Annotated in this window: 25 protein-coding genes and 2 pseudogenes; 17 read left to right on the plus strand and 10 right to left on the minus strand. The window is 73.1% G+C overall.

Annotation, left to right across the window (positions count from 1 at the left end; all coding sequences use genetic code 11):
• Nucleotides 1-8: 8 nt before the first annotated feature.
• A complete protein-coding gene (locus tag ACGFYV_RS01825; protein WP_393876335.1) occupies nucleotides 9-203 on the minus strand; it encodes a hypothetical protein in 195 nt (64 codons plus the stop codon).
• A 263-nt stretch (nucleotides 204-466) separates the two neighbouring features.
• Between ACGFYV_RS01825 and ACGFYV_RS01830 the strand changes: the two genes are divergently transcribed.
• The 5 genes from ACGFYV_RS01830 to ACGFYV_RS01850 all read left to right on the plus strand — a co-directional run bounded on the left by ACGFYV_RS01830 (nucleotide 467) and on the right by ACGFYV_RS01850 (nucleotide 6,000).
• Complete coding sequence (locus tag ACGFYV_RS01830; RefSeq protein ID WP_393876336.1) at nucleotides 467-859, plus strand: ankyrin repeat domain-containing protein; 393 nt, start codon at nucleotides 467-469, stop codon at nucleotides 857-859.
• 299 nt (nucleotides 860-1,158) lie between these two features.
• Nucleotides 1,159-2,577, plus strand: coding sequence for a HEAT repeat domain-containing protein (locus ACGFYV_RS01835; protein WP_393876337.1), 1,419 nt, complete (start codon nucleotides 1,159-1,161; stop codon nucleotides 2,575-2,577).
• 149 nt (nucleotides 2,578-2,726) lie between these two features.
• Entirely contained in the window at nucleotides 2,727-3,857 is a 1,131-nt protein-coding gene (locus ACGFYV_RS01840) for a glycosyltransferase family 4 protein (protein WP_393876338.1), read from the plus strand.
• Nucleotides 3,854-5,035, plus strand: a complete 1,182-nt coding sequence (locus ACGFYV_RS01845; RefSeq protein WP_393876339.1) for a glycosyltransferase — start codon at nucleotides 3,854-3,856, stop codon at nucleotides 5,033-5,035. The genes ACGFYV_RS01840 and ACGFYV_RS01845 overlap by 4 nt, the downstream gene beginning before the upstream one ends.
• The gene (locus ACGFYV_RS01850; RefSeq protein WP_393876340.1) at nucleotides 5,032-6,000 is read left to right on the plus strand and encodes an SGNH/GDSL hydrolase family protein; all 969 of its coding nucleotides are present in this window, start codon (nucleotides 5,032-5,034) and stop codon (nucleotides 5,998-6,000) included. Before ACGFYV_RS01845 ends, ACGFYV_RS01850 begins: the two co-directional genes overlap by 4 nt.
• Here the strand turns inward: ACGFYV_RS01850 and ACGFYV_RS01855 are convergent.
• From ACGFYV_RS01855 to ACGFYV_RS01875, 5 genes are all read right to left on the minus strand, one after another.
• Nucleotides 5,901-6,770: a biotin-dependent carboxyltransferase family protein gene (locus ACGFYV_RS01855; protein ID WP_393876341.1), complete on the minus strand. Its 870-nt coding sequence runs from the start codon at nucleotides 6,768-6,770 to the stop codon at nucleotides 5,901-5,903. The genes ACGFYV_RS01850 and ACGFYV_RS01855 overlap by 100 nt on opposite strands.
• Entirely contained in the window at nucleotides 6,767-7,384 is a 618-nt protein-coding gene (locus tag ACGFYV_RS01860; protein WP_393876389.1) for an allophanate hydrolase subunit 1, read from the minus strand. The genes ACGFYV_RS01855 and ACGFYV_RS01860 overlap by 4 nt, the downstream gene beginning before the upstream one ends.
• Before the next feature lie 188 nt (nucleotides 7,385-7,572).
• On the minus strand, nucleotides 7,573-8,331 hold the full coding sequence (locus ACGFYV_RS01865) for a LamB/YcsF family protein (RefSeq protein ID WP_393876342.1): 759 nt from the start codon (nucleotides 8,329-8,331) through the stop codon (nucleotides 7,573-7,575).
• A 120-nt stretch (nucleotides 8,332-8,451) separates the two neighbouring features.
• Nucleotides 8,452-9,291: a putative hydro-lyase gene (locus ACGFYV_RS01870; RefSeq protein ID WP_393876343.1), complete on the minus strand. Its 840-nt coding sequence runs from the start codon at nucleotides 9,289-9,291 to the stop codon at nucleotides 8,452-8,454.
• A complete protein-coding gene (locus ACGFYV_RS01875) occupies nucleotides 9,288-10,607 on the minus strand; it encodes an MFS transporter (protein WP_393876344.1) in 1,320 nt (439 codons plus the stop codon). The genes ACGFYV_RS01870 and ACGFYV_RS01875 overlap by 4 nt, the downstream gene beginning before the upstream one ends.
• Nucleotides 10,608-10,815: 208 nt before the next feature.
• Here ACGFYV_RS01875 and ACGFYV_RS01880 point away from each other — a divergent pair, with 208 nt between their 5' ends.
• From ACGFYV_RS01880 to ACGFYV_RS01900, 5 genes are all read left to right on the plus strand, one after another.
• A complete protein-coding gene (locus tag ACGFYV_RS01880; protein ID WP_393876345.1) occupies nucleotides 10,816-11,535 on the plus strand; it encodes a GntR family transcriptional regulator in 720 nt (239 codons plus the stop codon).
• A 264-nt stretch (nucleotides 11,536-11,799) separates the two neighbouring features.
• Entirely contained in the window at nucleotides 11,800-13,329 is a 1,530-nt protein-coding gene (locus tag ACGFYV_RS01885; protein WP_393876346.1) for a hypothetical protein, read from the plus strand.
• A 133-nt stretch (nucleotides 13,330-13,462) separates the two neighbouring features.
• Nucleotides 13,463-14,341 carry a hypothetical protein gene (locus tag ACGFYV_RS01890; protein ID WP_393876347.1) on the plus strand — a complete coding sequence of 293 codons (879 nt, stop codon included), beginning with the start codon at nucleotides 13,463-13,465 and terminating at the stop codon, nucleotides 14,339-14,341.
• A gap of 72 nt (nucleotides 14,342-14,413) precedes the next feature.
• Nucleotides 14,414-19,351: a hypothetical protein gene (locus ACGFYV_RS01895; RefSeq protein ID WP_393876348.1), complete on the plus strand. Its 4,938-nt coding sequence runs from the start codon at nucleotides 14,414-14,416 to the stop codon at nucleotides 19,349-19,351.
• Between the two features lie 67 nt (nucleotides 19,352-19,418).
• Nucleotides 19,419-19,565 carry a hypothetical protein gene (locus ACGFYV_RS01900; protein WP_393876349.1) on the plus strand — a complete coding sequence of 49 codons (147 nt, stop codon included), beginning with the start codon at nucleotides 19,419-19,421 and terminating at the stop codon, nucleotides 19,563-19,565.
• 6 nt (nucleotides 19,566-19,571) lie between these two features.
• Here the strand turns inward: ACGFYV_RS01900 and ACGFYV_RS01905 are convergent, their stop codons facing one another.
• Nucleotides 19,572-19,832, minus strand: a complete 261-nt coding sequence (locus tag ACGFYV_RS01905) for a hypothetical protein (protein WP_393876350.1) — start codon at nucleotides 19,830-19,832, stop codon at nucleotides 19,572-19,574.
• 803 nt (nucleotides 19,833-20,635) lie between these two features.
• On the opposite strand from ACGFYV_RS01905, the pseudogene ACGFYV_RS01910 reads away from it, so the two are divergent.
• Together ACGFYV_RS01910 and ACGFYV_RS01915 are read left to right on the plus strand one after the other, a co-directional pair.
• Nucleotides 20,636-21,289 (plus strand): annotated as a pseudogene (locus ACGFYV_RS01910) (PQQ-binding-like beta-propeller repeat protein); the annotation flags it as partial.
• Entirely contained in the window at nucleotides 21,281-21,694 is a 414-nt protein-coding gene (locus ACGFYV_RS01915; protein ID WP_393876390.1) for a PQQ-binding-like beta-propeller repeat protein, read from the plus strand. The pseudogene ACGFYV_RS01910 and the gene ACGFYV_RS01915, both read left to right, overlap by 9 nt.
• Here the strand turns inward: ACGFYV_RS01915 and ACGFYV_RS01920 are convergent.
• Nucleotides 21,684-21,824, minus strand: coding sequence for a hypothetical protein (locus tag ACGFYV_RS01920; protein WP_393876351.1), 141 nt, complete (start codon nucleotides 21,822-21,824; stop codon nucleotides 21,684-21,686). The two genes, ACGFYV_RS01915 and ACGFYV_RS01920, sit on opposite strands and share 11 nt — an antisense overlap.
• A 47-nt stretch (nucleotides 21,825-21,871) precedes the next feature.
• A complete protein-coding gene (locus ACGFYV_RS01925; RefSeq protein ID WP_393876352.1) occupies nucleotides 21,872-22,003 on the minus strand; it encodes a hypothetical protein in 132 nt (43 codons plus the stop codon).
• Between the two features lie 103 nt (nucleotides 22,004-22,106).
• Between ACGFYV_RS01925 and ACGFYV_RS01930 the strand changes: the two genes are divergently transcribed.
• On the plus strand, nucleotides 22,107-22,508 hold the full coding sequence (locus ACGFYV_RS01930; RefSeq protein ID WP_393876392.1) for a hypothetical protein: 402 nt from the start codon (nucleotides 22,107-22,109) through the stop codon (nucleotides 22,506-22,508).
• A 26-nt stretch (nucleotides 22,509-22,534) separates the two neighbouring features.
• On the opposite strand, the pseudogene ACGFYV_RS01935 reads toward ACGFYV_RS01930, so the two are convergent.
• Nucleotides 22,535-22,678 (minus strand): annotated as a pseudogene (locus tag ACGFYV_RS01935) (recombinase family protein); the annotation flags it as partial.
• A gap of 196 nt (nucleotides 22,679-22,874) precedes the next feature.
• On the opposite strand from ACGFYV_RS01935, the gene ACGFYV_RS01940 reads away from it, so the two are divergent.
• The 4 genes from ACGFYV_RS01940 (at nucleotide 22,875) to ACGFYV_RS01955 (ending at nucleotide 24,877) form a co-directional block, all read left to right on the plus strand.
• On the plus strand, nucleotides 22,875-23,603 hold the full coding sequence (locus ACGFYV_RS01940) for an IS30 family transposase (RefSeq protein ID WP_393876353.1): 729 nt from the start codon (nucleotides 22,875-22,877) through the stop codon (nucleotides 23,601-23,603).
• Between the two features lie 151 nt (nucleotides 23,604-23,754).
• Nucleotides 23,755-24,054, plus strand: a complete 300-nt coding sequence (locus ACGFYV_RS01945; protein ID WP_393876354.1) for an IS30 family transposase — start codon at nucleotides 23,755-23,757, stop codon at nucleotides 24,052-24,054.
• 100 nt (nucleotides 24,055-24,154) lie between these two features.
• Nucleotides 24,155-24,586 (plus strand): hypothetical protein, encoded by a 432-nt coding sequence (locus ACGFYV_RS01950; RefSeq protein ID WP_393876393.1) that lies wholly within the window; start codon nucleotides 24,155-24,157, stop codon nucleotides 24,584-24,586.
• Between the two features lie 81 nt (nucleotides 24,587-24,667).
• Nucleotides 24,668-24,877: a hypothetical protein gene (locus tag ACGFYV_RS01955; RefSeq protein WP_393876394.1), complete on the plus strand. Its 210-nt coding sequence runs from the start codon at nucleotides 24,668-24,670 to the stop codon at nucleotides 24,875-24,877.
• Nucleotides 24,878-24,896: the final 19 nt, after the last annotated feature.

Below are 24,896 nucleotides of genomic sequence, written 5' to 3' on the forward strand. Positions count from 1 at the left end.
GACGGGGACTAGAACTTGATGCCGCCGAGGAGGCTCGCCAGGCTTTCGCCGCCGGCCTTGATGCTGGGGGCGATGGCCGTGCTGGCCAGGTAGAAGCCGAAGAGTGCCGAGATGGTGGCGTGCGAGCCCTTGAGTCCGTCCTTCCGGAAGAAGAGGAAGACGATGATGCCGAGCAGGACGACGCCGGACATGGAGAGGATCATTTGAGGCTCCTGGTGTAGAGGTGGGGACAGTCACCATGAGTACTTCCAGGATCACAGGATGTATCCATAAGATAAAAGGTGCAACTGGGTGAATTCCGGCGCTTTTCCTTCGAGTGGTGGAGGTTTGATACGCCGGTTGATCAGGTTGTTTGCGTCCGGTGGAGTGTGCGGTGATCTTTACCTCGGGCACTTCGGCTCATGTGCCGCGCGAGCCAGTACGCTTGCGATTCACCTGAACGGTTGTAACGAGAGGCGGTCCGGCGATGAGTGAAGCCCCCGACCCCGAGGTCGTGGAGCTGGCGACCAAGATCTTCGATCTGGCCCGGCAGGGGCAGACCGAGGCGCTCGTGGCGTACGTCGACGCGGGCGTTCCCGCCAACCTCACCAACGGCCGCGGTGACTCACTGGTGATGCTCGCGGCCTACCACGGCCACGCCGACGCGGTGCGCGAGCTGCTCTCCCGCGGCGCGGAGGCGAACCGGATCAACGACCGGGGTCAGACCCCGCTCGCCGGAGCCGTCTTCAAGGGCGAGACGGACGTGATCGAAGCCCTCCTCAAGGGCGGCGCCGACCCCGCGGCGGGCACACCGTCGGCCGTGGACACGGCGCGCATGTTCGGCAAGACCGACCTCCTGGAAATGTTCGGCGCGCACTGATGCGAACGTCCTGACCAGGTACGACAAGGAAAACGGGGGAGGCGGTACAGGGCCGCCGGAAATACGGTCGCGGCAGCACACACCGCGGGTCATCATGACGTCGTGATTCACGGACGCGATGGCTGGGCAGGTGTTGCCGCACCGCGCGGGCCGTGATCGGCCCGCATGGGCCACCGACGAGAGGCAGAGAGAGATGGTCTACAGCAAGCAAGAGACGGCGGGCGCTCCGACGTTGTGTCACGCGGCCAGGTAGTGCGTGTTTCCCGGTTGCGTCGACGCTTGATGTGAGGCTGTTTCCCATGTTCGATCCGGTCATAGCGCCCAGCGGTACGCTGCTCGGCCTGCTCCAGCGAGGCCGCGGCGACGGCACGCTGCACGCACTCACCGCCCCGCGCGCGGAAGCGCTCGCGGCCCTCGACCACTGCGTGTTCCACGACCCCCGTCGCGACTGGCAGGTCGAGAACCGCTCCCTCTACTACGCCCGGCTCCACCTCGACCTGAACAGCGAGCTGGACGCCGTCGAGGCGCACCTCTTCGACCCGGAGGACGCTCTCGACACCGACGAGTCCCGCACCGGCCTCGCCCTCGCGGTCCTCGGGCACCTCGCCTCCTACGGCAGGCGGGACGCGCTCGAACTGCTGCGCAGGTACGCCGCGCACGGCTCCAACTGGGCCTGGGCCCTGGACGAACTGGCCCTCAGGGACGACGACGCGGGCCTGCGCGCCCTCGCCGCCCCCGTCCTGGCCCGCTTCCCCGCCGACCCGGAGGGCGACGCCGAACTGGCCGTCGCCGTACGGGACGCCTTCGAACCGCGGCCCTGGCGGCTGTGGGCCGAGGATCCGCGCGCGGCGATCGCCACGCGCGTGCGTGCCGCCCAGGAGGCCGGCTGTTTCGACCGCTGGCAGCGCCAGATGCGGCCCAGCGGACCGCGCCCCGGATGGAGCGTGGGCGCCGTCTTCGAGTGGGCCCAGCAGGGCGTCGAACGCGGTGCCGTCCTCCACGTCCCGGCCGCCCGCTGTCTGGCCGCCGTGGCCGGACCCGAGGACCGGCCCGAGATCCTGCGGGCCGCCCGGACCGGCACCGAGGGCGCCCGCTGCACGGCGTTGCGCTACCTCGCCGACAGCAACGACCCCGACGCCCTCGCCCTGGTCGAGGCCGCGGTCGCCGACGGCTCCACGCCTGTCGTGGAGGCCGCCGTGGACGCCTTCGAGCGGATGCGCAGCGTCGCCGCCGTCGACCGCGCACGCCGCTGGGCCCAACGCCCCGACGCGCTCGGCGCCGCCGCCGGACGCATGCTCGCCTGCCGCGGCGGGGCGCAGGACAGCGACCTCGTCCTCGGCGCGCTCCGCGAGGCCGTACGCGGCGACGGACCCGACGCGCCGACCCTGTGGACCCTCGTCGACGGCGCCGGACGCCTCGGCATCGCGTGCGCGGCCCCCGTGCTGCGCCACATCTACCGGGAGACGGCCTCGTCCCATCTGCGCGGCCGCGCGGCCCGCGCCCTGGCCGTCACCGATCCCTCCTTCGCCACCGGCTTCGCCGTCGAATGCCTGTGGGACTGCGAGGAGACCACCCGCGAGATCGCCGCCCGGCACGCCGAGACCGGTGACGCCCGGGTCGTCGAGCGCCTGCGCCGCCTCGCCGCCGATCCGGCCGAGGAGGACGAGGTGCAGACGGCGGTGCGCAGCCGTATCGCATCCGAGGGGTCGGGTTCATGAACAGCGCGTGACCCGCGCACCAGGTGGACGTGGACAACGGGGGACACGTCCTGACCTGCGAGGGTGGGCCGCACAACGCTCACGGATCGTTCCCCGTCCGGAAAGATCGACGTTGACGCGGCCACGTCCGGTACGGCGACAACACCCGTATGCGTGTCGTCATCGTGACCGAATCCTTTCCCCCCGATGTGAACGGCGTGGCTCACTGCGCGTTCCAGACCGCCCGGCACCTCGTAGATCGCGGTCACCTCCCGCTCGTCGTCGCCCCCAGCACCGCGCCCGGCACCAGGCCCGACGCGCTGGCGGAGCCCTGCCCTGTCGTCCGTGTCCCCTCCCTCCCCCTCCCCGGCTACCCCCAGGTGCGCGTCGCCCTCCCCAGCCGACGCCTCGCCGCCGCGCTCACCGAGCACCGCGCCGACGTGGTCCACCTGGCAAGCCCCTTCATCCTCGGCGTCCGCGGCATGGCCGCCGCCGCCCGGCTCGGCATCCCCGCCGTCGCCGTCTACCAGACCGACCTGGCCGGTTACGCCCGCACCTACGTGGGTGCCGGCGAGACGGCCGCCTGGCGCCGGATCCGCTCCGTGCACTCCGCCGCCGACCGCACCCTCGCCCCGTCCAGCGCCGCCCAGCGCGACCTGGAGGAACACGGCGTGCCCCGGGTGCGGCTGTGGCCGCGCGGCGTGGACACCGCCCGTTTCCGGCCAGATCTGCGCGACGAGGCGCTGCGCCGTGAGCTCGCCCCGAACGGCGAGGTGATCGTCGGCTACGTCGGCCGGCTCGCGCCCGAGAAGCAGGTCGAACTCCTCGCCGGAGCCTGCGGGCTGCCCGGCGTGCGGGTCGTGATCGTCGGCGACGGACCCAGCCACGCCCACCTCACCGAGGCCCTGCCCGGCGCGGTCTTCCTGGGCCGGCGCACCGGGGACGAACTCGCCCGGATCTTCGCCTCGCTGGACCTGTTCGTGCACACCGGCCCCTTCGAGACGTTCTGCCAGACCGTCCAGGAGGCCATGGCCAGCGGTGTGCCGGTCGTCGCGCCCGCCGCCGGCGGCCCGCTCGACCTGGTCGACCACGGCCGCACCGGACTGCTCGTCCCGCCGCGCGACGCGGCCGCGGTGGAGGAGGCCGTACGCACCCTGGTCACCGACCCGGCCCGCCGCATCGCGTACGGCGCCGCCGGACGCGCCACCGTCGAGGGGCGCACCTGGGCCGCCGTCGGCGACCAGCTCATCGCCCACTACGAGGACGTGCTCGTGACGCGGAAGACGGCGGTGGCGGTATGACCGGCCGACCGCTGCGCATCGTCCGGCTCGCCAACTTCGTCGCCCCGTCCTCCGGCGGCCTGCGCACCGCCCTGCGCGAACTGGGCCGGGGCTTCCTGGCGGCCGGGCACGACCCGGTGCTGATCGTGCCCGGCGAGCGGCACACCGACAGCGACACCGAGCAGGGCCGGGTCATCACCCTGCCCGGCCCGCTGCTGCCCGGCACCGGCGGCTACCGCGTCCTGACCGACAAGCGGCGTGTCGCCGACCTCCTGGAGGAACTGGCCCCGGACCGCCTCGAGGTCTCCGACCGCACGACGCTGCGGTGGACCGGCCGATGGGCCCGGCGCGCCCGGGTGCCCGCCGTGATGGTCTCCCACGAGACCGCCGACGGCGTCCTGCGCACCTGGGGCCTGCCCGAGAACCTCTCCCGGCGCACCGCCGACGCCCTCAACACCCGCACCGCGCACGTCTACTCGCGGATCGTGTGCACCACGGAGTTCGCCGAGCGCGAGTTCGTCCGCATCGGCGCGCGCAACGTCGTACGCGCCCCCCTGGGCGTCGACCTGACGGAACGCCACCCGGACCTGCGCGACCCCGGCGTGCGCACCACGCACGCGCGCGGGGACGAGACACTGCTCGTGATGTGCTCCCGGCTGTCCGTCGAGAAGCGGCCCGGCACCGCCCTGGACGGCCTGGAGGCGCTGCTGCGGCGCGGACGGCAGGCGGTCCTGGTGGTGGCCGGCGACGGACCGCTGCGCCCCCGGCTGGAACAGCGCGCACGGGAACGCGGCCTGCCGGTGACCTTCCTGGGCCACCTCTCCGACCGCAGGGCCCTCGGCGCGCTCCAGGCCTCGGCGGACGTGTGCCTGGCCCCCGGGCCCGCCGAGACCTTCGGTCTGGCCGCACTGGAGGCCATGGCCTCAGGGACGCCCGTGGTGGCGAGCGCGTCCTCCGCGCTCCCCGAGGTGATCGGCACCGCCGGAGCGACGGCGGCCGACCACGGCGACGCGTTCGCCGACGCCGTCGAACAACTCCTGGCCCGTCCCGAGTCCGAGCGGCGGGAGGCGGCACGCGCGCGTGCGGAGTGCTTCGGATGGGGAGCGGCCGTGGAGGCGTTCCTGGCCGCGCACGACGCCGAGGTGCTCCGGCGCGACGACACCACGGCCCGCCGCGCGGTCCGGGAGGGCGTGGCATGAGACGCGTGCGCTTCGTGGCCCTCGGTGACTCGCTCACCGAGGGCGTGGGCGACCCGGTCGGTGACGGCTGGCGGGGCTGGGCCGCCCTGCTGGCCGGCGGCCTCACGGCCGGCACCGGGCACACCGAGTTCACCAACCTCGCGGTGAGCGGTGCCCAGACGGTGGACGTGCTGGAGCGCCAGACCCCGGCCGCCCTCGCCCTGCGCCCGGACCTCGCCTCCGTGGTCATCGGAGTCAACGACACCCTGCGCAACACCTACGACATCCACGCCGTGGCCACCCGCCTCGACCGCGTGTACTCGGCCCTCACCGCCCAGGGCACCACCCTGCTCACCGCCTGCCTGCCCGACCCCGGCGCGATGCTGCGCCTCCCGGCGGCCCTCGCCCGCCCGCTGGCGCGCAGGCAGCGGGCGGTCAACACGGTCGTCCACGCGCTGTCCGACCGGTACGGCGCGATCCACCTGCACGCGTCCGAGGGCGTCTGGCTCACCGACCGCGCCCTGTGGAGCGCGGACCGGCTGCACCCGGGTGAGCGCGGCCACCGGCAGCTCGCCGTCCGCTTCCACGCCCTGCTCGCGGAGGCTGGCCTGGCCACCGGGGCGCCGCCCTCGCCCGAACCGGAGTTCCCCGCGCCGACCCGCTCGGCCAGCCTGCTGTGGCTGGCCACCGCGGGCACCGGCTGGGTGGTACGGCGCTGCACCGACCTGCTGCCCCAACTGCTGCGGCTGGCCGGCGACGAACTGCGCCACCGCGCGCGGGGCACCGGCTCCCGCCTCGACCTGCACGCCTCCGACGCGGTGTCGGCGGCCCTGTCCGCCCTCACGGTGGCGGAGCTGCCGGACCGTCCCGAGACCGGCGCCGAGGCTCAGCGGCGCCGCACGGAGACGAACCTGACGGGCGTGCCCGGGACCGCCTGCGCCGCCGCCGGGAGGTCGGCGGCACAGGCCACGGCGATCACCGGGTAGCCCCCGGTGGTCGGATGGTCGGCCAGGAAGACGACCGGGCGGCCGTCCGGCGGGACCTGGACCGCGCCGAGCACCATGCCCTCGCTGGGCAGTTCACCGGTCCGGGCCCGCTCCAGCGCGGGTCCCTCCGTGCGCAGACCGATGCGGTTGCTCGCCGCCGACACCCGGTACCCGCGCGTGGTCAGGTCCCGGACCGCCCGTGCCGTGAACCAGTCCACGCGCGGCCCCGGTGTCACCCGGAGCACGAGTTCGGCCGGCGGGCGCGGCTGCGGGACGACGTCCACGCGCGCGGGCGGCCCGGCCGGGGCGCCGAGCGGCAGCACCGTGCCGTCGGCGAGCGGCGCCGGTCCGAGCCCGGACAGCAGATCCGTGGCACGGCTGCCGAGCACCGGCTCCACGGCGATGCCACCCGCGACGGCCACATAGGCGCGGACGCCCGCGACGGCCGCCCCCACCTCCAGCACTTCACCGGCGGGTACGACGACCGGGCCGCCCCACGCCGCCGGACGGCCGCCCACCGTGACGGCACAGGGCGCGCCGCCCACCGCGACGGTCACGGTCGAACGGGGGCGCACCGCACAGCCGTTGAGGGTGGTCTCCAGGACGGCCGCGTCCGGCGCGTTGCCGACCAGCCGGTTGACGAGCGCCGCCGCGCCCGGGTCGAGCGCCCCGGAGCGGGGCACGCCGAGGTGCGCGTACCCGGGCCGCCCCCGGTCCTGCACGGTGGTCAGCGCCCCGGCCCGTACGACGAGGAGCGCACGGTCGCTCATGTGCCCTCCACCGGGACGAACCGCACGCGCGTGCCCGGCGACAGCAGGGCGGCCGGTACGCGCGCGTGGTCCCACAACGGCACGTCCGTCGTGCCGATCAGCTGCCAGCCGCCCGGCGAGGAGCGCGGGTACACGCCGGTGTACGGGCCCGCGAGGGCCACGGCACCGGCCGGTACGGCTGTGCGCGGGGTGGCCCGGCGCGGGACGTCGTAGCGGGCGGGCAGTCCGGTGAGGTAGCCGAAGCCGGGCGCGAAGCCGCAGAAGGCCACGGTGAACTCGGTGCCCGCGTGGATGCGGGCCACGTCGTGCTCGGCCACCCGCCAGTGGGCCGCGACGTCGGCGAGGTCGGGGCCGTCGTAGCGCACGGGCAGCTCGATCAGCTCACGCGCGCGTGGGGGAGCGGGCGGCACCTCGGCGGAGGTCAGTTCGGCAGCCAGGCGGACCGGGTCGTCCAGGCCGTCGAGCAGGACCGTACGCGCCGCCGGGACGATCTCCTGGACGGTCAGCGAGCCCTCCGCGCGGCGGCGCAGCAGCTCCGCGTGCAGCGCCTGTGCCTGCTCGCCCGAGGTGACCTCCACGAGCAGGGCGTCCTCGCCGACGGGAAGGGTGCGCATACGGTTGACGGGGGTGGTTGTCGTGAGGTCGACGGACGTGGCTGCGGTGAGGCCGACGGGCGTTGCCGTGGTGAGGTCAACGGGTGTTGCCGTGGTGAGGTCAACGGGTGTTGGCGTGGTGGGGCCGACGGGCGTGGCTGTCGGGAGGCCGATGGGCAGGGTTCTGCCGGGGTCGGTGGGCAGGTCCGTCATGCGAAGGCCTCCACCCGCACACCCGACGTGATCAGCCGCTCGCGCACCCGGCGGGCCAGTTCCACCGCGCCGGGCGTGTCGCCGTGCAGGCACAGCGAGCGCGCCCGCACGGGGATCCGCGCGCCGGAGTGCGCGGTGACCTCGCCGGAGCGCGCGAGGCTCAGCGAGCGGTCCACGACGGCGTCCGGGTCGCTCACCACGGCGCCGTCCCGGTCGCGCGGCACCAGCGTGCCGTCGTCGGTGTAGGCACGGTCCGCGAAGGCCTCCGTGACGCCCCGCAGCCCCGCCTTCCCGGCCAGCTCCAGCAGGCGCGAGCCGGGCAGGCCCAGCACCGGCAGGGAGCCGTCGGCCAGGAGCACGCCGTCGACCACCGCGCGGGCCTGCTCCTCGTCGTGCACGACCCGGTTGTAGAGCGCGCCGTGCGGCTTGACGTACGCCACGCGCGCGCCCGCCGCCCGTGCGAACACCTCCAACGCGCCGATCTGGTAGGCCACTTCCGCCGCCAGTTCGGCGGGCGGCACGTCCATCGGGCGCCGCCCGAACCCGGCCAGGTCCCGGTACGAGACCTGCGCGCCGATCGTCACCCCGCGCTCGGCGGCCAGCTCGCACACCCGGCGCATGGTGGCCGCGTCCCCGGCGTGGAACCCGCAGGCCACGTTGGCGCTGGTGACGACGGACAGCAACTGCTCGTCGTCGGTGAGCCGCCAGCGGCCGAAGCCCTCGCCGAGGTCGGCGTTCAGATCGATCGTGGTCATGGGTGTGCGTGTCTCCGGTACGTGTGTGGTGGGTGCTGCCGGTACGGGTGCCGTGGGTGCTGCCGGTACGTATGCCGTGGGTACTGGGGGTGCGTATGCCGCGGGTGCCGCCGGCCGGGTTCAGTCGACGCCGGCCACGCGGTACTGCTCGTCGCGGGCGTCGGTCAGGAACATGCCGCCCGGTGCGTGGGTGATGGCGAACGGCGGCCGGGAGGCCATGACCGCCGCCTGCGGGGTGACCCCGCAGGCCCAGAACACCGGGATGTCGTCGGGACCGGCGTCCACCGGATCGCCGAAGTCGGGCCGGCCGAGGTCCTCGATGCCGAGGGACGCCGGGTCGCCGCAGTGCACGGGGCCGCCGTGGACGGCGGGGAGCAGGCTGCTCTCCCGGATCGCCGCGCGGATGTGCTGCGGCGGCACCGGGCGCATGGACACCACCATCGGCCCGCGCAGCCGGCCCGCCGGACGGCACTGCCGTCCGGTCACGTACATCGGCACGTTGCGGCCCTGCTCGACATGCCGGATCGGGACGCCCGCCGCGGCGAGGGCCCACTCGAAGGTGAAGCTGCATCCGAGCAGGAACGACACCAGGTCGTCCCGCCAGTACGCCCGCACGTCCGTCGGTTCGTCCACCAACTCGCCGTCCTGCCACACCCGGTAGCGCGGCAGGTCGGTGCGCAGGTCCGCGCCGGGCGCGAGGGGGGTCGTGGTGGAACCCGCGTCCGTGACGTCGAGAACCGGGCAGGGCTTGGGGTTGCGCTGGCAGAACAGCAGCATGTCGTACGCCCAGTCGGCCGGGACCGAGATCAGGTTGGCCTGGGTGTGGCCGGCCGCGACCCCGGCCGTGGGGCCCGTCAGGCCCTCCCGGAAGCGGAGCCGGGCGATTTTCGGGCTCCACGCGTGCGCGTGCTCCTCGACGAGGGCGACGGGGCGGTCGTCGGTACGGTTCGGCCGCGTCATGCCAGTTCCTTTCCGCGCGTCTCGGGGAGCCCGAGCAGCGCCAGCGCCGCGAGGCCGTAGCCGATCGCGCCGAAGACCAGCGCACCGCCCACGCCCCAGCTGTCGGCCAGGAAGCCCACCAGGGTCGGGAAGACCGCGCCCACCGCGCGGCCGGTGTTGTACGTGAAGCCCTGCCCGGTGCCGCGCAGCGCCGTCGGGTACAGCTCGCTCAGGTAGGAGCCGAAGCCGCTGAAGATGGCCGACATGCAGAAGCCGAGCGGGAACCCCAGCACCAGCAGCAGGGTGTCGGCGCCGTGCGGGATGTTGGCGTAGGCCAGGACGCAGATTGCCGACAGCAGCGCGAACAGCCAGATGTTGCGGCGCCGGCCGAGCCGGTCGGTGAGGTGGCCGCCGGTCAGATAGCCGAGGAAGGCCCCGGAGATCAGGAAGGTCAGATAGCCGCCGGTTCCGACGACGGACAGGCCCCGCTCGGACTTCAGGTACGTCGGCACCCAGGTCGCCAGCGTGTAGTAGCCGCCCTGCACCCCCGTGGACAGCAGGCCCGCGAAGACCGTCGTGCGCAGCAGGCCGGGCTCGCCGTCCCCGCCGGGGCGGAAGATCGCCGCGAACGAGCCGCGCGCCGGGCTCTGTTCACGGGCCGCCGTCGCCTCGGGCGCGTCGTGCACCCGGCGGCGCAGCCACACCACGAGGAGCGCGGGCAGCGCCCCGGTCCAGAACATGACGCGCCAGGCCAGATCGTCGCCGGCGACGGAGAAGACCAGCGTGTAGACGACCGCGGCCAGCGCCCAGCCGACCGCCCAGGAGCTCTGGACCGCGCCGAGCGTACGGCCCCGGTGCCGCGCGCTCGCGTACTCGGCGACCAGGACCGCCCCGACCGCCCACTCGCCGCCGAAGCCGAGCCCCTGGAGGGCGCGGAAGACCAGCAGCGTCTCGTAGTCGGGCGCGAAACCGCAGGCCACGGTGAACACCGCGTACGTGATCACCGTGATCATCAGCGCCCGGACCCGGCCCACCCGGTCCGCGACCACGCCCGCCACGGCGCCGCCGATCGCGGAGACCACCAGCGTGACGGTGGTGATCAGGCCGGTCTGGCCGCTGTTCAGACCGAAGGCGGACGCGATGGCCACCATGCTCAGCGGCAGCGTGAAGTAGTCGTAGGAATCCAGGGCATATCCGCCGAAAGCGCCGGCGAACGCGCGTCGGCCGCGCGGACCGAGGGTGTGCAGCCAGCCGAACGCGCCGTCGTCGGCCGGGCGTTCATCGCGCGGCGGCCGTACGCCTGACCTCGTGGACCGGGGCGGAGGGGTCGTGCTCATGGGCACCTCGCAGAGAGGAGACGGAGGGTGCGGGAACTGAGCAGTGCGGGCGAGCTGGGGTGAGCAGCGGTGAGTTGGGGCGAGCGGTGGGGCCGGCAGTGCGGTGGTCGCATGTGGTGCGGGCCGTGCGGAGCACCGTAGAGGATCGTTCAACGATCCTTCAATACCCATGTTGTTTCGTTCCTGGGTCTGCGATTGAATTCCGGGCATGGCAGAGCAGCTGACGGGACTGGCCGACGACCGCGCCCTTCTGGGGCGCACCAGCACCGCCGAACGCGTCTCCGACATCCTCAGGAGCCGGATCGCCGAGGGGTATTTCCCGCCAGGCACACGCCTGTCGGAGGACAGCATCGGCGGGGCGCTCGGGGTGTCCCGCAACACCCTGCGCGAGGCGTTCCGGCTGCTCACCCATGAGCGACTGCTCGTGCACGAACTCAATCGCGGTGTCTTCGTCCGGGTGCTGACCGTGGACGACGTCGAGGACATCTACCGCACCCGCTCCCTGGTGGAGTGCGCCGTCGTCCGGGCGCTCGGCGAGCCCCCGTACGCCCTCGACCGGCTGGCCGCCGCCGTCACCGAGGGGCAGTTGGCCGCGCACGAGAATGACTGGAAATCGTTGGGTACGGCCAACATCCACTTCCACCGGGAACTGGTAGCGCTCGCCGGCAGCGAGCGCACCGACGAACTGATGCGCAGTGTCTTCGCCGAACTGCGGCTCGCCTTCCACGTCGTGGACGACCCGCGCCGGCTGCACGAGCCCTACCTCCTGCGCAACCGCCAGATCCTGCAGGCACTCCAGGCCGGGGACCGGCGCGAGGCCGAACGGCTGCTGGAGACCTACCTCGCCGATTCGCTGCTGAGGGTCGTGGAGGTCTACCGGCGACGGGTCGGCGAGGAAGGGAACGGGGAGGGTAACGGGGCGGGCTGACGGACGGGGCGGGCTGACGGCGGGCGTGCGGGCGCCGGTTGGTGCGGGACGGCGTCCGGGAATCGGGCGGTGCGGGACGGCGTGCGGGAGCTGGTTGGTGCGGGACGGCGTCCGGGAGCCGGGCGGTGCCGGACGGGTCCCGGAGCCGGTCGCTGCCGGAGGGCGTCCGGGCGCCGGTTTCCGCAGGTGTCGCGCGTCACTGTGACGCCCGCCGCTTCTGCGTCGTTTGGGTCGATGTCAGACCGAGGACCTACTCTGTGCACCGTGACTTCGCCTGCATCGACGGACAGCGTTCCGCCCCAGCTCAGCGCGGGGCCGCGCCCGGCACCGGGCCCGGCCGCCGACGAGGGGCTGGCGCGGCGGCTGCGCGCGCTCGCCTGCACCGCGCCGCTGCACGATCTGGACGCGCGCAAGGCCAACCTGGCCGGCGAGTACTCGGTGTACGGCATGGCCGAGGTGGCCCTGTCCGCCATCGACCTGGTCACGCTGAACATGGACTTCGACACGGGCGCCGACCACGAGCAGATAATCGCCCGGCTGGTCCCGCGCATCGCCGCTCAGGCCCCGCACCGGCCCACCGGTGAGCACGAGCGGGTGGCCCGCTGGGTCCTGGAGAACCTGATCAACGTCGGCAGCGTGGACCGCGGCTTCCGCGCGGTGTACGGCACGTTCGCGCCGGACGGCACCTATGTCCGCCGTGACTACGACTTCAAGCTGATCGAGGAGGTCCCCGGCCCCGGCGGCACCGTGTACCTGCGCACCACCGACGAGGCGGTCAACGTCCTGGTCGGCGCCCTGGACACCGACGTCACCAGTGCCCAGATCGCCGCCGAGGTCAAGCTCGAGGTGCTGATCAACCGCGGCCGGCTCGCCGACGCCCAGCTCGCCGCCGAGCAGGCCCGCTACCGCACCGTGCAGTACTCCGAGACCCTGCGCCGCGCCCTGGAGGCCACCCGGCGCAACGTCCGCGCGGTCGACTGGCTCAGCGCCGTGCCCGACATGATCGCCGAGGCCCTGGACCACGTGGCGGACCGGTACCGCCACGAGAACGCGATCCTCACCAACATCCGCAAGGCCCGCGACGAGACCGAGGACCCCGAGCACAAGCGCCGCGCCGCCGAGCTGGTGGACATCGTCAAGGACTGCATCCGGCGGCACACCCAGCTCCAGTCCCGCCTGCTGGAGGCCGGCCCGCTCTTCCGCGCCGAACAGGACCGGCAGGCCTTCGCCACGCCCACGGCCACCTCCGGGATCGACCTGTACGGCCACCTGGTCGCGCCGGTGCTCGCACTGCCCCTGGAGCAGGCGATCCGGGTCACGGACGCGTTCTTCGCCCGCGGCACGGGTCTGCGCACCCCGGTGTCCGTACGGGTCGGCGACCTCGTCGACATCCTGCTGACCCCGCCGGTCGAGCGGGAGCACCTGGGCGCGGAGATGCCCGAGCCCGATCTGATCGCCACGCCGGACGACAGCCGGTTCAGCGAGGAGCAGCTGGCCGTCGCCACGGAACTGCTGGACCTGCCGGCCGACGCGCCGCGCAGACTGTCGGGACTGCTGGCGCAGGCACGGCGCACCAGGGATCCCGATCTGGCCTACCTGGTCGCCCTGTTGGCGGTGCACGCGGCCAGCCCCGCCGTGGGCACGGCCTACCGCCAGGGCGAGGAGAAGCTGCTGTTCGCCGTGGACGACGGGACCGAGCTGGACGATCCCGAGTTCGGCGGCGCCGACCTGATCGTGGGGACCGCGCTGCTGGACGCGGCGGGGATGGCCGCGGACAGGACGGAGGCCGCGTGATGGCTGTGCCGGCGGGCGGGCGCGGGTCCGCCATGGCCGGGCGCGCCCCGCGACGGAGCCGCGGACCCATGCCGCCCCACGCCCCCGAGCGAGTCGGGAGCCACCCACGTTTCGCGTTCAAGGAGTTGCCGTCGTGACCGAGCACGTCGAGTGGAGTGACGCGGAGGCCCCGGCCCCGCAGGCGACCACCGCCGTCACCCCCGCCGACGCCGCCGACGCGGCGCGGCTCGTCGCCTTCGGGCTGCAGCCCAAACTGCAGCCCGCGCGCGACCAGGAGTACACGGAACTGCTGCGCCGCCACCGCGACGACCCGGCGTTCGCCCGGCTCGCCGACGCCGTCGCGGCCGGCCTCGGGCTCGTCGTGCTGGAGGTGTCCCCGCGCGCGGGGATGGCCGTGACGGCCGCCGAGGACTCGGTGTTCGCCGTTCGCATGGGCGACTACGCGCGTCGCACCGCCGCCGACTCCGGCGACCGCTTCCTGCACGGTCTCGCACATCTCGCCGTCGCCGCGCTGGCGTTCCCGCGCCCCGAGGACCTGGCCGACGACTCCTACATCGGCCGGGTCACCGTCAACGGCGTCGACGCCTTCGTACGGCAGGCCTGCCGCCGTCTGGAGGAGCGCGCGGAGGAGCTGGGCGAGAACACCGACCCGGCGACCGACGCCCCCGGCCTGGAGGCCGCGTGGCGGATCTGGGCGAGACGCAGCGCCACCGGCGCCACGAAGGACGCCCGCCGGCCGGCCGCCTCGACCACGGGCATCGTGGCGAAGGCCGTGGCCTTCCTGACCGACTCGGGCTTCCTCCAGCGCACCGGCGACGACAGCGGCGGCACCTACCGCACCACGGCCCGTTACCAGCTCCAGGTGCGCGACATGGCCGGCGCCGCCGCCATGGCCGAACTGCTGGAACTGGGCGTCGTCCCGGTCACCGACGGCACGGCGAGCCTGCTGCCCGCCGAGGAGACCGAAGACCTGGACCTGGTGGCCGACGCCGGGCTGCCGTTCCACTCCTGAAGCCTCCCCGGCGTCCGAAGCCGAGCCCCTGAACCACCGCACCCTTCCGAAGACTTAACGCGAGAGTCCGCCATGTACGAGCTGTCCCGGGTCCGCCTCTACTCCATCGGGCCCGCCGGTGCGCGCTATGCCGACACCGTGCTTGACCTGCGGGGCGTGGGCCAGCCCGTGCCCGACCCGGCGCCCACGCAGGCGGAGTTCTTCGAGGAGGAGCCGGTCGGCCCGCCGCGCCGCCCCGCGCCCGCGGGCGTGCTGTTCCTGGAGAACGGCGGCGGCAAGTCCGTCCTTCTCAAGTTGATCTTCTCGGTGATGCTGCCCGGCCACCGCAACACCCTCGGCGGCGCCAGCTCCGGCGTGCTGCGCAAGTTCCTGCTCGCCGACGACTGCGGGCACGTCGCGCTGGAGTGGCAGCACGTGCAGACCGGCGAGTGCGTGGTCGTCGGCAAGGCCAGCGAATGGCGCGGGCGCCAGGTCTCCAACGACCCGCGCAAGTTCGCCGAGGCCTGGTACTCCTTCCGGCCCGGCCCCGGCCTGAGCCTGGACAACCTGCCCGTCGCCGAGTCCACCGCCGTACGGCCGCCCGTCGAGGGCGCCTCCGGAGCCCAGGGCCGCCGCCGCACCATGAAGGGCTTCCGCGACGCCCTCACCGAGGCCGGCAAGGCCTACCCGCACCTGGAGGTGCACTGGGAGGAGATCCACGACCGCTGGATCGAGCACCTCGGCGACCTCGGCCTCGACCCCGAACTCTTCCGCTACCAGCGCGAGATGAACGCCGACGAGGGCGAGGCGGCCGGTCTCTTCGCGGTCAAGAAGGACTCCGACTTCACCGACCTGCTGCTGCGCGCCGTCACCGACACCCGTGACACCGACGGCCTCGCCGACCTCGTCGGCGGATTCGGCAACAAGCTGGGCCGGCGCGCCGAACTGATCGCCGAACGCGACTTCACGGCGGGCTCCGCCGACCTCCTCGGACGGATCGTCGAGGCCGCCGACACCCGCTCACGCGCGCGTGACATCCACGCCGGCGCCGAGCGCCGTACCCGCACGCTCGCCCGGCGGCTGTCCGCGCGGGCCGTGCGGGAGCGGGTGCGGGCCGCCGACCTCGCCCAGCGCGTCACGGCCGCCGCCTACGCCGTCACGCACTCCGAGGGCGCCCGCGAGCGCAGCTCCCTGGTCGCCGCCGAACTCGCCTACCGGCACGCCTCCCTGGCACTCGCCGCCGCCGAGAAGACCGCCGCCGCGCAGAAACGCGAACTGGCCGACGCGCGCACCCTGCACTCCGCCTGGCAGGCCGCCGAGGCCGTGCTGCGCCACCGCGCCGCCGCCGACCGCGTCGCCCGCGTGTCCACCGCGATCCAGGAGGCCGAGCGGGACGCCGCGCCCGCGCTCGCCGCCCGCGCCAAGGCCGCCGTGGACCTGGTACGGGCCCTGCACGCGGCCGCCGAGAGCGCCGAGGCCCTCGCCAACGAGGGGGAGGAGCGCTCCGCCGCCCTCCAGGAGGTCAGCGACAGCGCCCACCGCGACTCCACGACCGCCGCCACCGAGGCGCAGCGCGCCCGCAGCGAGGCCGGGCATCTGCGCCAGCGCCTGACCGAGGTCGAGCAGGAGACGGCCGAGGCCGTACGCGCGGGCTGGCTCGACGACAGCGCCCCGGACGCGGACCCCGCGCGCGCCGCGCTGGCCGCGAGCGACGCCGAGAAGACCGCCGTGGCCGCCTGGGACACGGCCCGCGAGGCCGCCCGCAAGGTGAGCGAGCACGCGCGCGAGGCGGCCTCCGCCGAGTCACGCGCCGAACTGACCGCGGCCCGCGCCGCCGACGCCGCGACCGCGTCCGAACGGGCCCACGAGGCCGAGCGCCGTCTCGCCGAGGCCCTGGCCGCCGAGGAACGGCTCGCGGAACTGCTGAGCCTGCCAGGCGCCACCGCCGGACGGCCCGGAGTACCGGGCCCCCGGACGGGAGCCGACGACATGGCCGCCGCCGACGGGACACCGCACGGCCCGGCGACCGGCGGAACCGACGCCGGGACACGCGGCCCCGATGGTGGGGCACGCATGGCCGGCGGCGGGGAACCCGACCTCGGCGGTGGGGCACACGGAACCGGCGGTGGGGCACACGGGACCGGCGGTGGGGCACACGGGACCGGCGGTGGGGCTCACGGGACCGGCGGTGGGGCTCACGGGACCGGCGGTGGGGTACACGGGACCGGCGGTGGGGTACACGGGACCGGCAGTGCGGCAGGCGCCCAGGTGTTCGGCCCGGGTGCCGACGGCACCCCGCGGCCCGCCGACGAGGGCCCTCTCACCCCGGAGGAGCTGGACCGCTTCGCCGACGAACTGCGCGCGCTGCTCGACGACGCCGTCACCTCCGCCGAACGGCACCTCTTCGAACTGCGCACCGCCGCCGCCGACGACGCCCGCATCCTCGGTGCCCTCGGCGACGGCGGGCTGCTGCCGCCCGGACCGGACGTGCTGGCCACCGTGGAGTTCCTCGGCGAGCACGGCATTCCCGCGCTGCCCGGCTGGCGCTACCTCGCCCAGGCCGTCGACCCCGTCGACCACGCGCGCGTGCTCGCCGCCCGCCCCGAACTGGTCGACGGCGTCATCATCACCGACCCGGACACGCACGCGCGTGCCCGCGACGCGCTCAGCGACGCCGCCCTGCTGCCGCGCTCGACCGTGGCCGTCGGCACGGCCGCCGCCCTGCTCGCCCCCACCCCGGGCCCCGACGCCGGCCCCGGTGACGTCTTCCTCGTACCGCCGAACCCGGCCATGCACGACGAGCACGCCGCCGACGAGGAGCGGCAGGCACTGCGCGCCCGCGCCGGCGAGCGCGACGAGGAGATCCGCACACGCGCCGCCCGGCTCGGCAAGGACCGCGAACTGGCCGCCCGGCTCTCCTCCTGGCGCACCGGCTGCCCGGCCGGACGCCTCACCGAACTCGCCGAGACCGCGCAGGAGGCCCGCGCCTTCGCCGAGGAGGCCGAGGCCGAACTGGCCGAGACGCGCACCGCGCGCGCGGAGGCCGACGAGGCCGCCGCCGAGGCCACCCAGGTCCGCGACGAGCGCCAGGAGGCGGCGCAGAAGGCCCGCCGCGCCGCCGACGTTCTCGCAGGGCTCGCCTACCGGCTGCGCGAGCGCGCCGGCTGGCAGGTCAGGCTCCGCGAACTCGCCGACGAGGCCGCCGAGTCGGAGGCCCGCGCCCAGACCTGCCTGGACCGCGCCCGCGCAGTGGACGAGGACCGCCGTGCCGCCCAGCGCGCCGCCGACGACGCCCGCCGCACCGCGCGTGCGCTGCGCGCCGAACGCTCCGAGATCGCGGGCGCGCCCGACGACGTACCGGAGAACGACGCGGACGCGCCGAAGGCGTCCCTGCCGGCCCTCCGTGAGGCCTACCGGGCCGCCTCCCAGGTGTACGAGAAGGTCGGCGTCGGCGCCGACCTGCGCGCCGAACAGGCCCGCGCGGAGAGCGACGAGAGCGCCGCGCACGCCGAACTGGACCGGCTCAGCAACAAGGTCCGCACCCGCGCCGAGCAGCTGCTCCAGTCGCCCGACGGCTCGGACGGCCCCTCCCGGCAGGCCGCCTCCGCGCGCGCGGAGGAGCTGGTGCAGCTCCTGGAGACCCGCATGTCGACCGCGAGCGAGCAGCTGGGACGGCTGCGCGGCGAAGCCGAGCGGCACGCACCCGCGGACGGGGAGGCGCACACCGAGCTGCCCGAGGAACTCGTCCCACGCGACGCCGAGCACGCCCAGGCCCTGCTGCGCACCGCCACCGGCGAACTCGCCGCCCGTACCGGCGCGCTGACCGAGGCCCGCGAGGCGCACGCCGAGCTGCTGGATGCCCACCGCGCCGCCGAGGACGCGGCCGGCGGCTTCGACGAGATCGCCGCGATGCTCCGCGACCTGCTGCGCGAGCACACCGTGGAGGAGGAGCAGGAGCAGCCGGAGCCGTACCCCGGCGGCCCGGAGGAGGCCCGGCACGCGGCCGCCGAGGTCCGCCGGTCGCTGCGCGGCTGCGCCGCCGACCTGTCCGCCGCCGAGGCGGCCGTGCGCGAGGCGAGCGACATCCTCGTCCGGCACGCCAACTCCACGCGCTACGAACAGGTCCGCACCCCCGCTCGGCAGCAGATCCGGGAGCTCCCCGCCTCCGCGCTGCCCGAGCACGCCCAGAAGTGGGCCGACGCCTTCGCGCCCCGCCTGCGTGTCCTCACCGACGAACTGGCCCAGCTGGAACGCAACCGGGACTCGATCGTGGACCGGCTGCGCGGGCTCGTGGAATCGGCGCTGACGACGCTCAGGTCCGCCCAGCGGCTGTCCCGGCTCCCCGAGGGGCTCGGGGAGTGGTCCGGGCAGGAGTTCCTGCGCATCCGCTTCGAGGAACCCGACCAGGCGACCCTCACCGAACGCCTCGGCGAGGTCGTCGACGACGCCACGCGCGCGGCCGTCAAGAAGAACTCCGACATGCGCCGCGACGGCATGTCCCTGCTGCTGCGGGGAGTCGCGGCGGCCCTCCAGCCCAAGGGCGTGGCCGTCGAGATCCTCAAGCCGGACGCCGTGCTGCGCGCCGAGCGGGTCCCCGTCGGACAGATGGGTGACGTGTTCTCGGGTGGCCAGCTGCTCACCGCCGCGATCGCCCTGTACTGCACGATGGCCGCCCTGCGCTCCAACGACCGGGGACGCGACAAGCACCGGCACGCGGGCACGCTGTTCCTGGACAACCCCATCGGCCGCGCCAACGCGACCTACCTGCTGGAGCTCCAGCGGGCCGTGTCCGACGCGCTGGGCGTGCAGCTGCTGTACACCACAGGTCTCTTCGACACGACCGCTCTCGCCGAGTTCCCGCTGGTCATCCGCCTGCGCAACGACGCCGACCTCAGGGCCGGCCTGAAGTACATCAGCGTGGAGGAACACCTCCGGCCCGGACTGCCTCAGCAGACCCAGGCCGGAGAAGCGGTGCACAGCGAGATCACGGCGACCCGGATGTACAAGCGGCCGGCGCCGACGACCAGTTGACCAACAGGCTGATCAACAGGTTGATCGAGAGGTTGACCAACTCATTGATCAGGAATCCTCCTTGATCATGTCGGCACACTTCTCGCCGATCATCATGGTCGTGATGCACGGGTTGACCGCGATCAAGTCCGGCATCGCCGACCCGTCCGCGGCCCGGAGCCGCGCGTCGAGCGGGGCCGGCCCCGGGGAACATCGGCACAGCGGTTACCGGTGAGAACGATCATGGTCCGGTCGTCGTGAGCGCGGTGACGCGGTTCTCGTACTGGCGGCGGGCCTTGCGCTGCGCCGGGACTGCCGGGGCGCCCTGGGTGCCGTCGAGGGGCTGGCAGAGGCCGAGGAGCCGACGGTGGACCGCGGGCGCGGCGGTGGCACGCAGGGTGTAGCCCTGGCCGCGTCGTACGGGGATGCCGTGGTCGGGCGCGGCGCGCTCGGCGGGCTCCAGCTCGGCGGCGCGGAGGAAGTCGGCGACCTTGCCCGGCATGTCGGCCCAGGACTCCCAGCTCTGCCCTCAGGGAAAATGTAGCTTTCTGCGATGCTCGGGCCATTACTTCGACGGTGTCCGCTCAGCGCTGGGTGTCAGCCGCGAGGGTGTTGACGGCCGTGGCATTGGTGGGCTCGCGTATCCAACTGTCGTCGGTAGGGGGCTGCGGGTAGGGAGGTCGTATGTCCTGCACAGGTTGATCCGACATGCCGGCATGGCGTGCACATGGCGGCTTCGGGATGGGGGGAACGATGGAGGCAGCGGATCTTGCGCGCCTGGCGATCGGAGTGGTCGGCGCGGCCATGAGCAGTGCGGCTGGAGCTGTAGGTGCGGGAGCCGGGGGGCTGGTTGCCGATCTCGTACGCAGTCGTATGTCGTCCACGGAGCGAGGCCGGGCGACGCTTGCCGGGCTGGTCGCCGCCCCGGCGGATCCTGCTGCTCGGCAGGCCGCGGCGGAAGCTCTGCAGGCGGAGATCGAGGCGGATCCCGACTTGCGTCAGCAGCTGCGGATTCACCTGAGTCACTCCCGGTCACAGAACACCGGCAGCGTTGTGATCGCAGGGAGCACGGTTTCCCGCAGCCAGATCTCACTGGGTCCCATCACGGTGAACAACACCCGCTCTGGCCGACTGGTCCTGGCCTTGGCCGGAGCTCTGGTCCTCGCCCTCCTGGCGCTGCTGACGTACGGCGGGGTGCGTTTTTTCTCGTCCGGGGACTTACCCGGAAGTACTGCCCCGGGTGGGACGGGGACGTCATGAGCCTCGTCGGGCAGCCCTGGCGGTTCCCGGACCGCAGCGGGCCGACAGCTCTGGTCCTTTCCCTTCTCAGCAGGGGATGCAGAGTTGGCCTTCGCCGACGAACGCGTGTACATCGCCGGCGACGCGGCTGAATCCGAGGACAGTACGCATCTGTACGCCGTCAATGCCGCCACTGGACAGATGATCTGGAACACCAGTCTCGATGCGAACTATCTTTCTGCCCCCGTGGTTTCGGACGGTGCGGTGTACGTACGGTCGAGCGGCAACTTGGGGACTGGCCTCGACGGGCGCTTGTACGCGATCGATGCCGCAACAGGCCATATCCGCTGGAACGTGCCCGTACCGGACTGGTCCTTCGCCGAACTCACGGTCGACCACGGAACCGTGTACGCGGGCACCTTCACCGTGCGCGACGGCGGCCGTGAGGATCGCTACCTGGCCGCGCTCGACGCCACGACAGGGCAGGAGCGGTGGAGGTTCCTCCTCGACAACGACGAAGCGGTCGGCGGAACACCTGTGGTCTCCGACGGCGTCGTGTACTTCCGGGACCTCAGCGGTTCCGTCTATGCGGTTGACATCGTGACACACCGACAACGCTGGGTGTTCCGCGTGTCCGCCGACTCACCCGTTCCGCCGCTGGTCGTCGCAGGGGGGTCGGTGTACTCCCATGCAAGAGACGGGCTGCACTTCTTGGACGCGGCCACCGGCAGACCGCAGGCGATGTTCCCCGTGGGCAGCGACGGGCTGAGCCAGTCACTGTCCGAACACGGCGGAACCCTCTACGCCGCCGTATCCGACGGAAGCAGCTACGGCAGCACGCTCTACGCGGTCGACGGCAGGTCCGGTAAACAGCGGTGGAAGCTCCGCACCGACCGCGCCGTACGCTCCACGACGGTCCCCTCCGACGAGGCCGTCTACTTCAGCAGCGGTAACGGAGGTCCCGCTGTCCTGCACGCTGTCGACCCCGCCTCCGCCCAAACGCTATGGACGGCGACGCTCGGCCATGGCTTCTGGTATTCGGCACCAGTCGTATCCAAAGAGGCCGTCTTCGTCTGCGCTGGCGAGGAGTCGGGCAAGAGCACCCTCACCGCATTCAATCGCTGAGGCCATCGCCATCCGCTTTCTCCTGCGGGGACCTTGCCGGAGGGGTGATGAGGTGCTCCATGCCGCGGTCGGCCATCAGACAGGCCAGGGGGACACACTCCTGATCGAGGACGGTCACGTCGACGTACACGCGGGGCTCCTTCGCGACAGTCCAGGCGTCCTACGTACCGGACGTCATCACTGGCTGAGGGTGTTGACGCGGTTCTCGTACTCGCCGCGGGCCTTGCGCTGTGCCGGGACGACCAAGATGCCCTGGGTGCCGTCGAGGGGCTGGCAGCGGGCGAGGAGTGCGGGGTGGACCAAGGGCACGGCGCCGACGCGCAGCGTGTACCCCTGGCCACGCCGTACGGTCGGCCGTGCACTCGGGCAGCAGGTCGGCGACGGCAGCGCGGATAGCACCGCGGCTGACGCCGTGGTCGCGGGCGAGGGCGGTGATGGATCGGCCTTCCAGGTACGCGGTGCGAACGGCGTCGGTCTTGTCGGCCGGGACGGCGGGGCGACGCCCGCCCTTGTTGCCCTTGGCCGCCGCGGCGCGCAGCCCGTCGTAGGTCAGCTCGCGCTGGAGGTCGTGCTGGAGGTCGCGCTGAAGTTCGCCGGCGGCAGTGAGGGTCTGCACCATGAACTTCACCGTGGACAGCAGCTCGCCGGTGCGCGGGTGACGGGCGGTGAGGTCCATGGCGGAGAACGCGCCGTCGTGGATGCGCAGGGCGAGGCGACCCGATTGGAGGACGTCGAGCACGTCGAGGATGTGCTGGTTGCCGCGCACGAGGCGGAACATCTGGGAAGGTGCACGGTATCGCCAGGCCGGGCGTAGTCGAGGAGCGCGCGGAACTTCGGCCGCCGGAGCGGGTGGAGTCGGCTGGAGGTGCCGCCCTCCTCCTCGAAGACGACCGGGTCCTCGATCCCGGCCTCGGCAAGGACGAGGTCCTGGCGGGCGGTCGACTGCTGGTCGGTCGACACGCGCTTGTAAACGAGGTTCGCCACCGAGAGGTCCCTTCCGTTCGGAGGAATGGTCCCTATCTGTCGTCAACCCCTGTCATCAATCACCATCGGATCCGATTGGATTCGAGCCGCCCCGGAGCCCCGGAATGTCCGGGTTCATCGGACGCTCGGGGTGCCTGTCGGTAAACGATGGCACCCTCAAGCAATCAACGCACCACCCACAGATGATCACGTGGTCGTGGAGGCACAGGTGCGTGATTACGGGTTTTCGCCAGCTCAGCAGGACGAGCTTTGGAGACGCCGGCGCGAGGGGCAGTCGTTCAGCTTGATCGGGCGGGCGCTCGGGGCGCCGATGCACCACGTCCGCCAGTTCCTGTACCAGAGCGGCGGCATCCGCCTCGCCCCGCAGCAGCGATCAGAGCACCATCTGACCGGCAGCGAGCGCGAAGAGATATCCTGCGGCATCGCTGCCGGGGAATCTGCCCGGCAGTTGGCCAGCCGGCTGGGCAGATCGCCTTCGACCGTCTCCCGTGAGATCGCCCGCAACGGCGGCCGGGACCGCTACCGTGCCGCGTCCGCCGATACGGCCGCTTACGCGCGCGGGCGCCGGCCCAAGCAGGCCAAGCTCGCCCAACGGCCCGCTCTGCGCGCGCTGGTGGAGGCCAAGTTGGCTCTGTGCTGGTCTCCCGAGCAGATCTCAGGATGGCTGCGACGCCAGTTCCCCGGTGACGCCTCCACGCAGATCTCACATGAAGCGATCTACCTCTCGCTCTACGACCCGCGTCGGCGCCAGGCGATCGATCGGAGCCTGACTCAGCGGCTGCGGTCAGCCAGGCCCATGCACCGCCCGAAGATCGCCCGTCGGCCCACCGGGCGGGGCATCATCCGCGGCATGGTCTCCATCAGCGCCCGTCCCGCCGAGGTCGAGGACCGCACGGTTCCCGGCCATTGGGGGGCGATCTCGTGATGGGCACCCGGCCCTCGGCGGTCGCCACGCTCGTCGAGCGCACCAGCCGCTACACGGCCATCGTTGCGCTGCCGGATGGCATCAAGGCTGAGCAGGTCACTCCGCACCTCACCAGGAGTCTCCTTTCGGTATCCCGCCCCAACTGCGGCGGATGCTCACCTGGGACCGGGGCCGGGAGATGGCCGAGCACCAGGCCATCACCGCCGATACCGGGATGCCGGTCTACCTCTGCGAGCCGCGGAGCCCGTGGCAGCGCGGCACAAACGAGAACACGAACCGGCTGCTTCGGCAGTACCTCCCGAAGGGCGCAGACCTCCGCACCTTCAGCCAAGCCGACCTGGATGCCATCGCCCAAGAGCTCAACCATCGTCCGCGGAAGACCCATGGCTACCGGACTCCGGCAGAGGTCTACGCTGACCTCCTGAACAGCGGTGATGCGCTGACCGCTTGAGCTCGCCACCGTTTGGCGACAGACAGGACTCGGGAGGCTCTCCCCGAAGGTGTCAGGTTCTACCTGACATTCACAGCTTGTCAGGCATAGCCATGACGACATGGCGGATGTTGAGCACGATCCCGAGACCGAGCGGTACGCGTACAGCCCGAAGGCTTTCGCCCGCCTCGTTCTCTCGTACGAACTGCGTGAACTCGCCGACCGGGCCGAGGCCGGCGTGCCGACCGGGAGCGACGACTGCGCCGAGCCGGGCGAGGAGGTCGGCGACGCACTCGGCCTGGTGCACCAGGCGCAGGAAGTGCTGACCCGCGCTGTGCTCTTCGAGCGGGCGAAGGGCACCAGCTGGGAGGCCATCGCCGAGCAGATGGGCAACAAGCGGCAGTCCGCGCACGAGCGGTACCGCGAGGCCGAGCAGGAGTGGAAGGACGCCCTGCACGAGCCGTTCAACCCGATCCCGCCCGGCGCCCGGGTCCCCACCGACTTCCTGCGGCTGCACGAGGCCGCGTACGCGCCGATCGACGCCGGGCGGTAGCTGGACGAGTGGGCGAAGGAGCGGGGCCGGGGCGAGCACGCCGTTACCTGCGGCCTGCCCACGCTCTCGCTGCTGGACGAGATGAGCCAGCTCCTTGACGGCCTCAAGTACCTGTACCGGGACATGTCCAAGGGCCCGGACCCCGTTGCCCGTCTCCGGCTGACCGAGCGTAAGGCGGCCCTGCTCGACCGGATCGCCGTCGAGGAGGGCCGCCCCGAAGCCGCCGCCCAGGCGGAGGAGGCCCGCGCCCTCGCCGCCTGGCTGCGGGCCGAGATCGACAAGTCCGCGTAGCCCCGCCGGGCGGCCGGTG

This window comes from Streptomyces sp. NPDC048297, from assembly GCF_043201585.1.
Classification (GTDB): domain Bacteria; phylum Actinomycetota; class Actinomycetes; order Streptomycetales; family Streptomycetaceae; genus Streptomyces.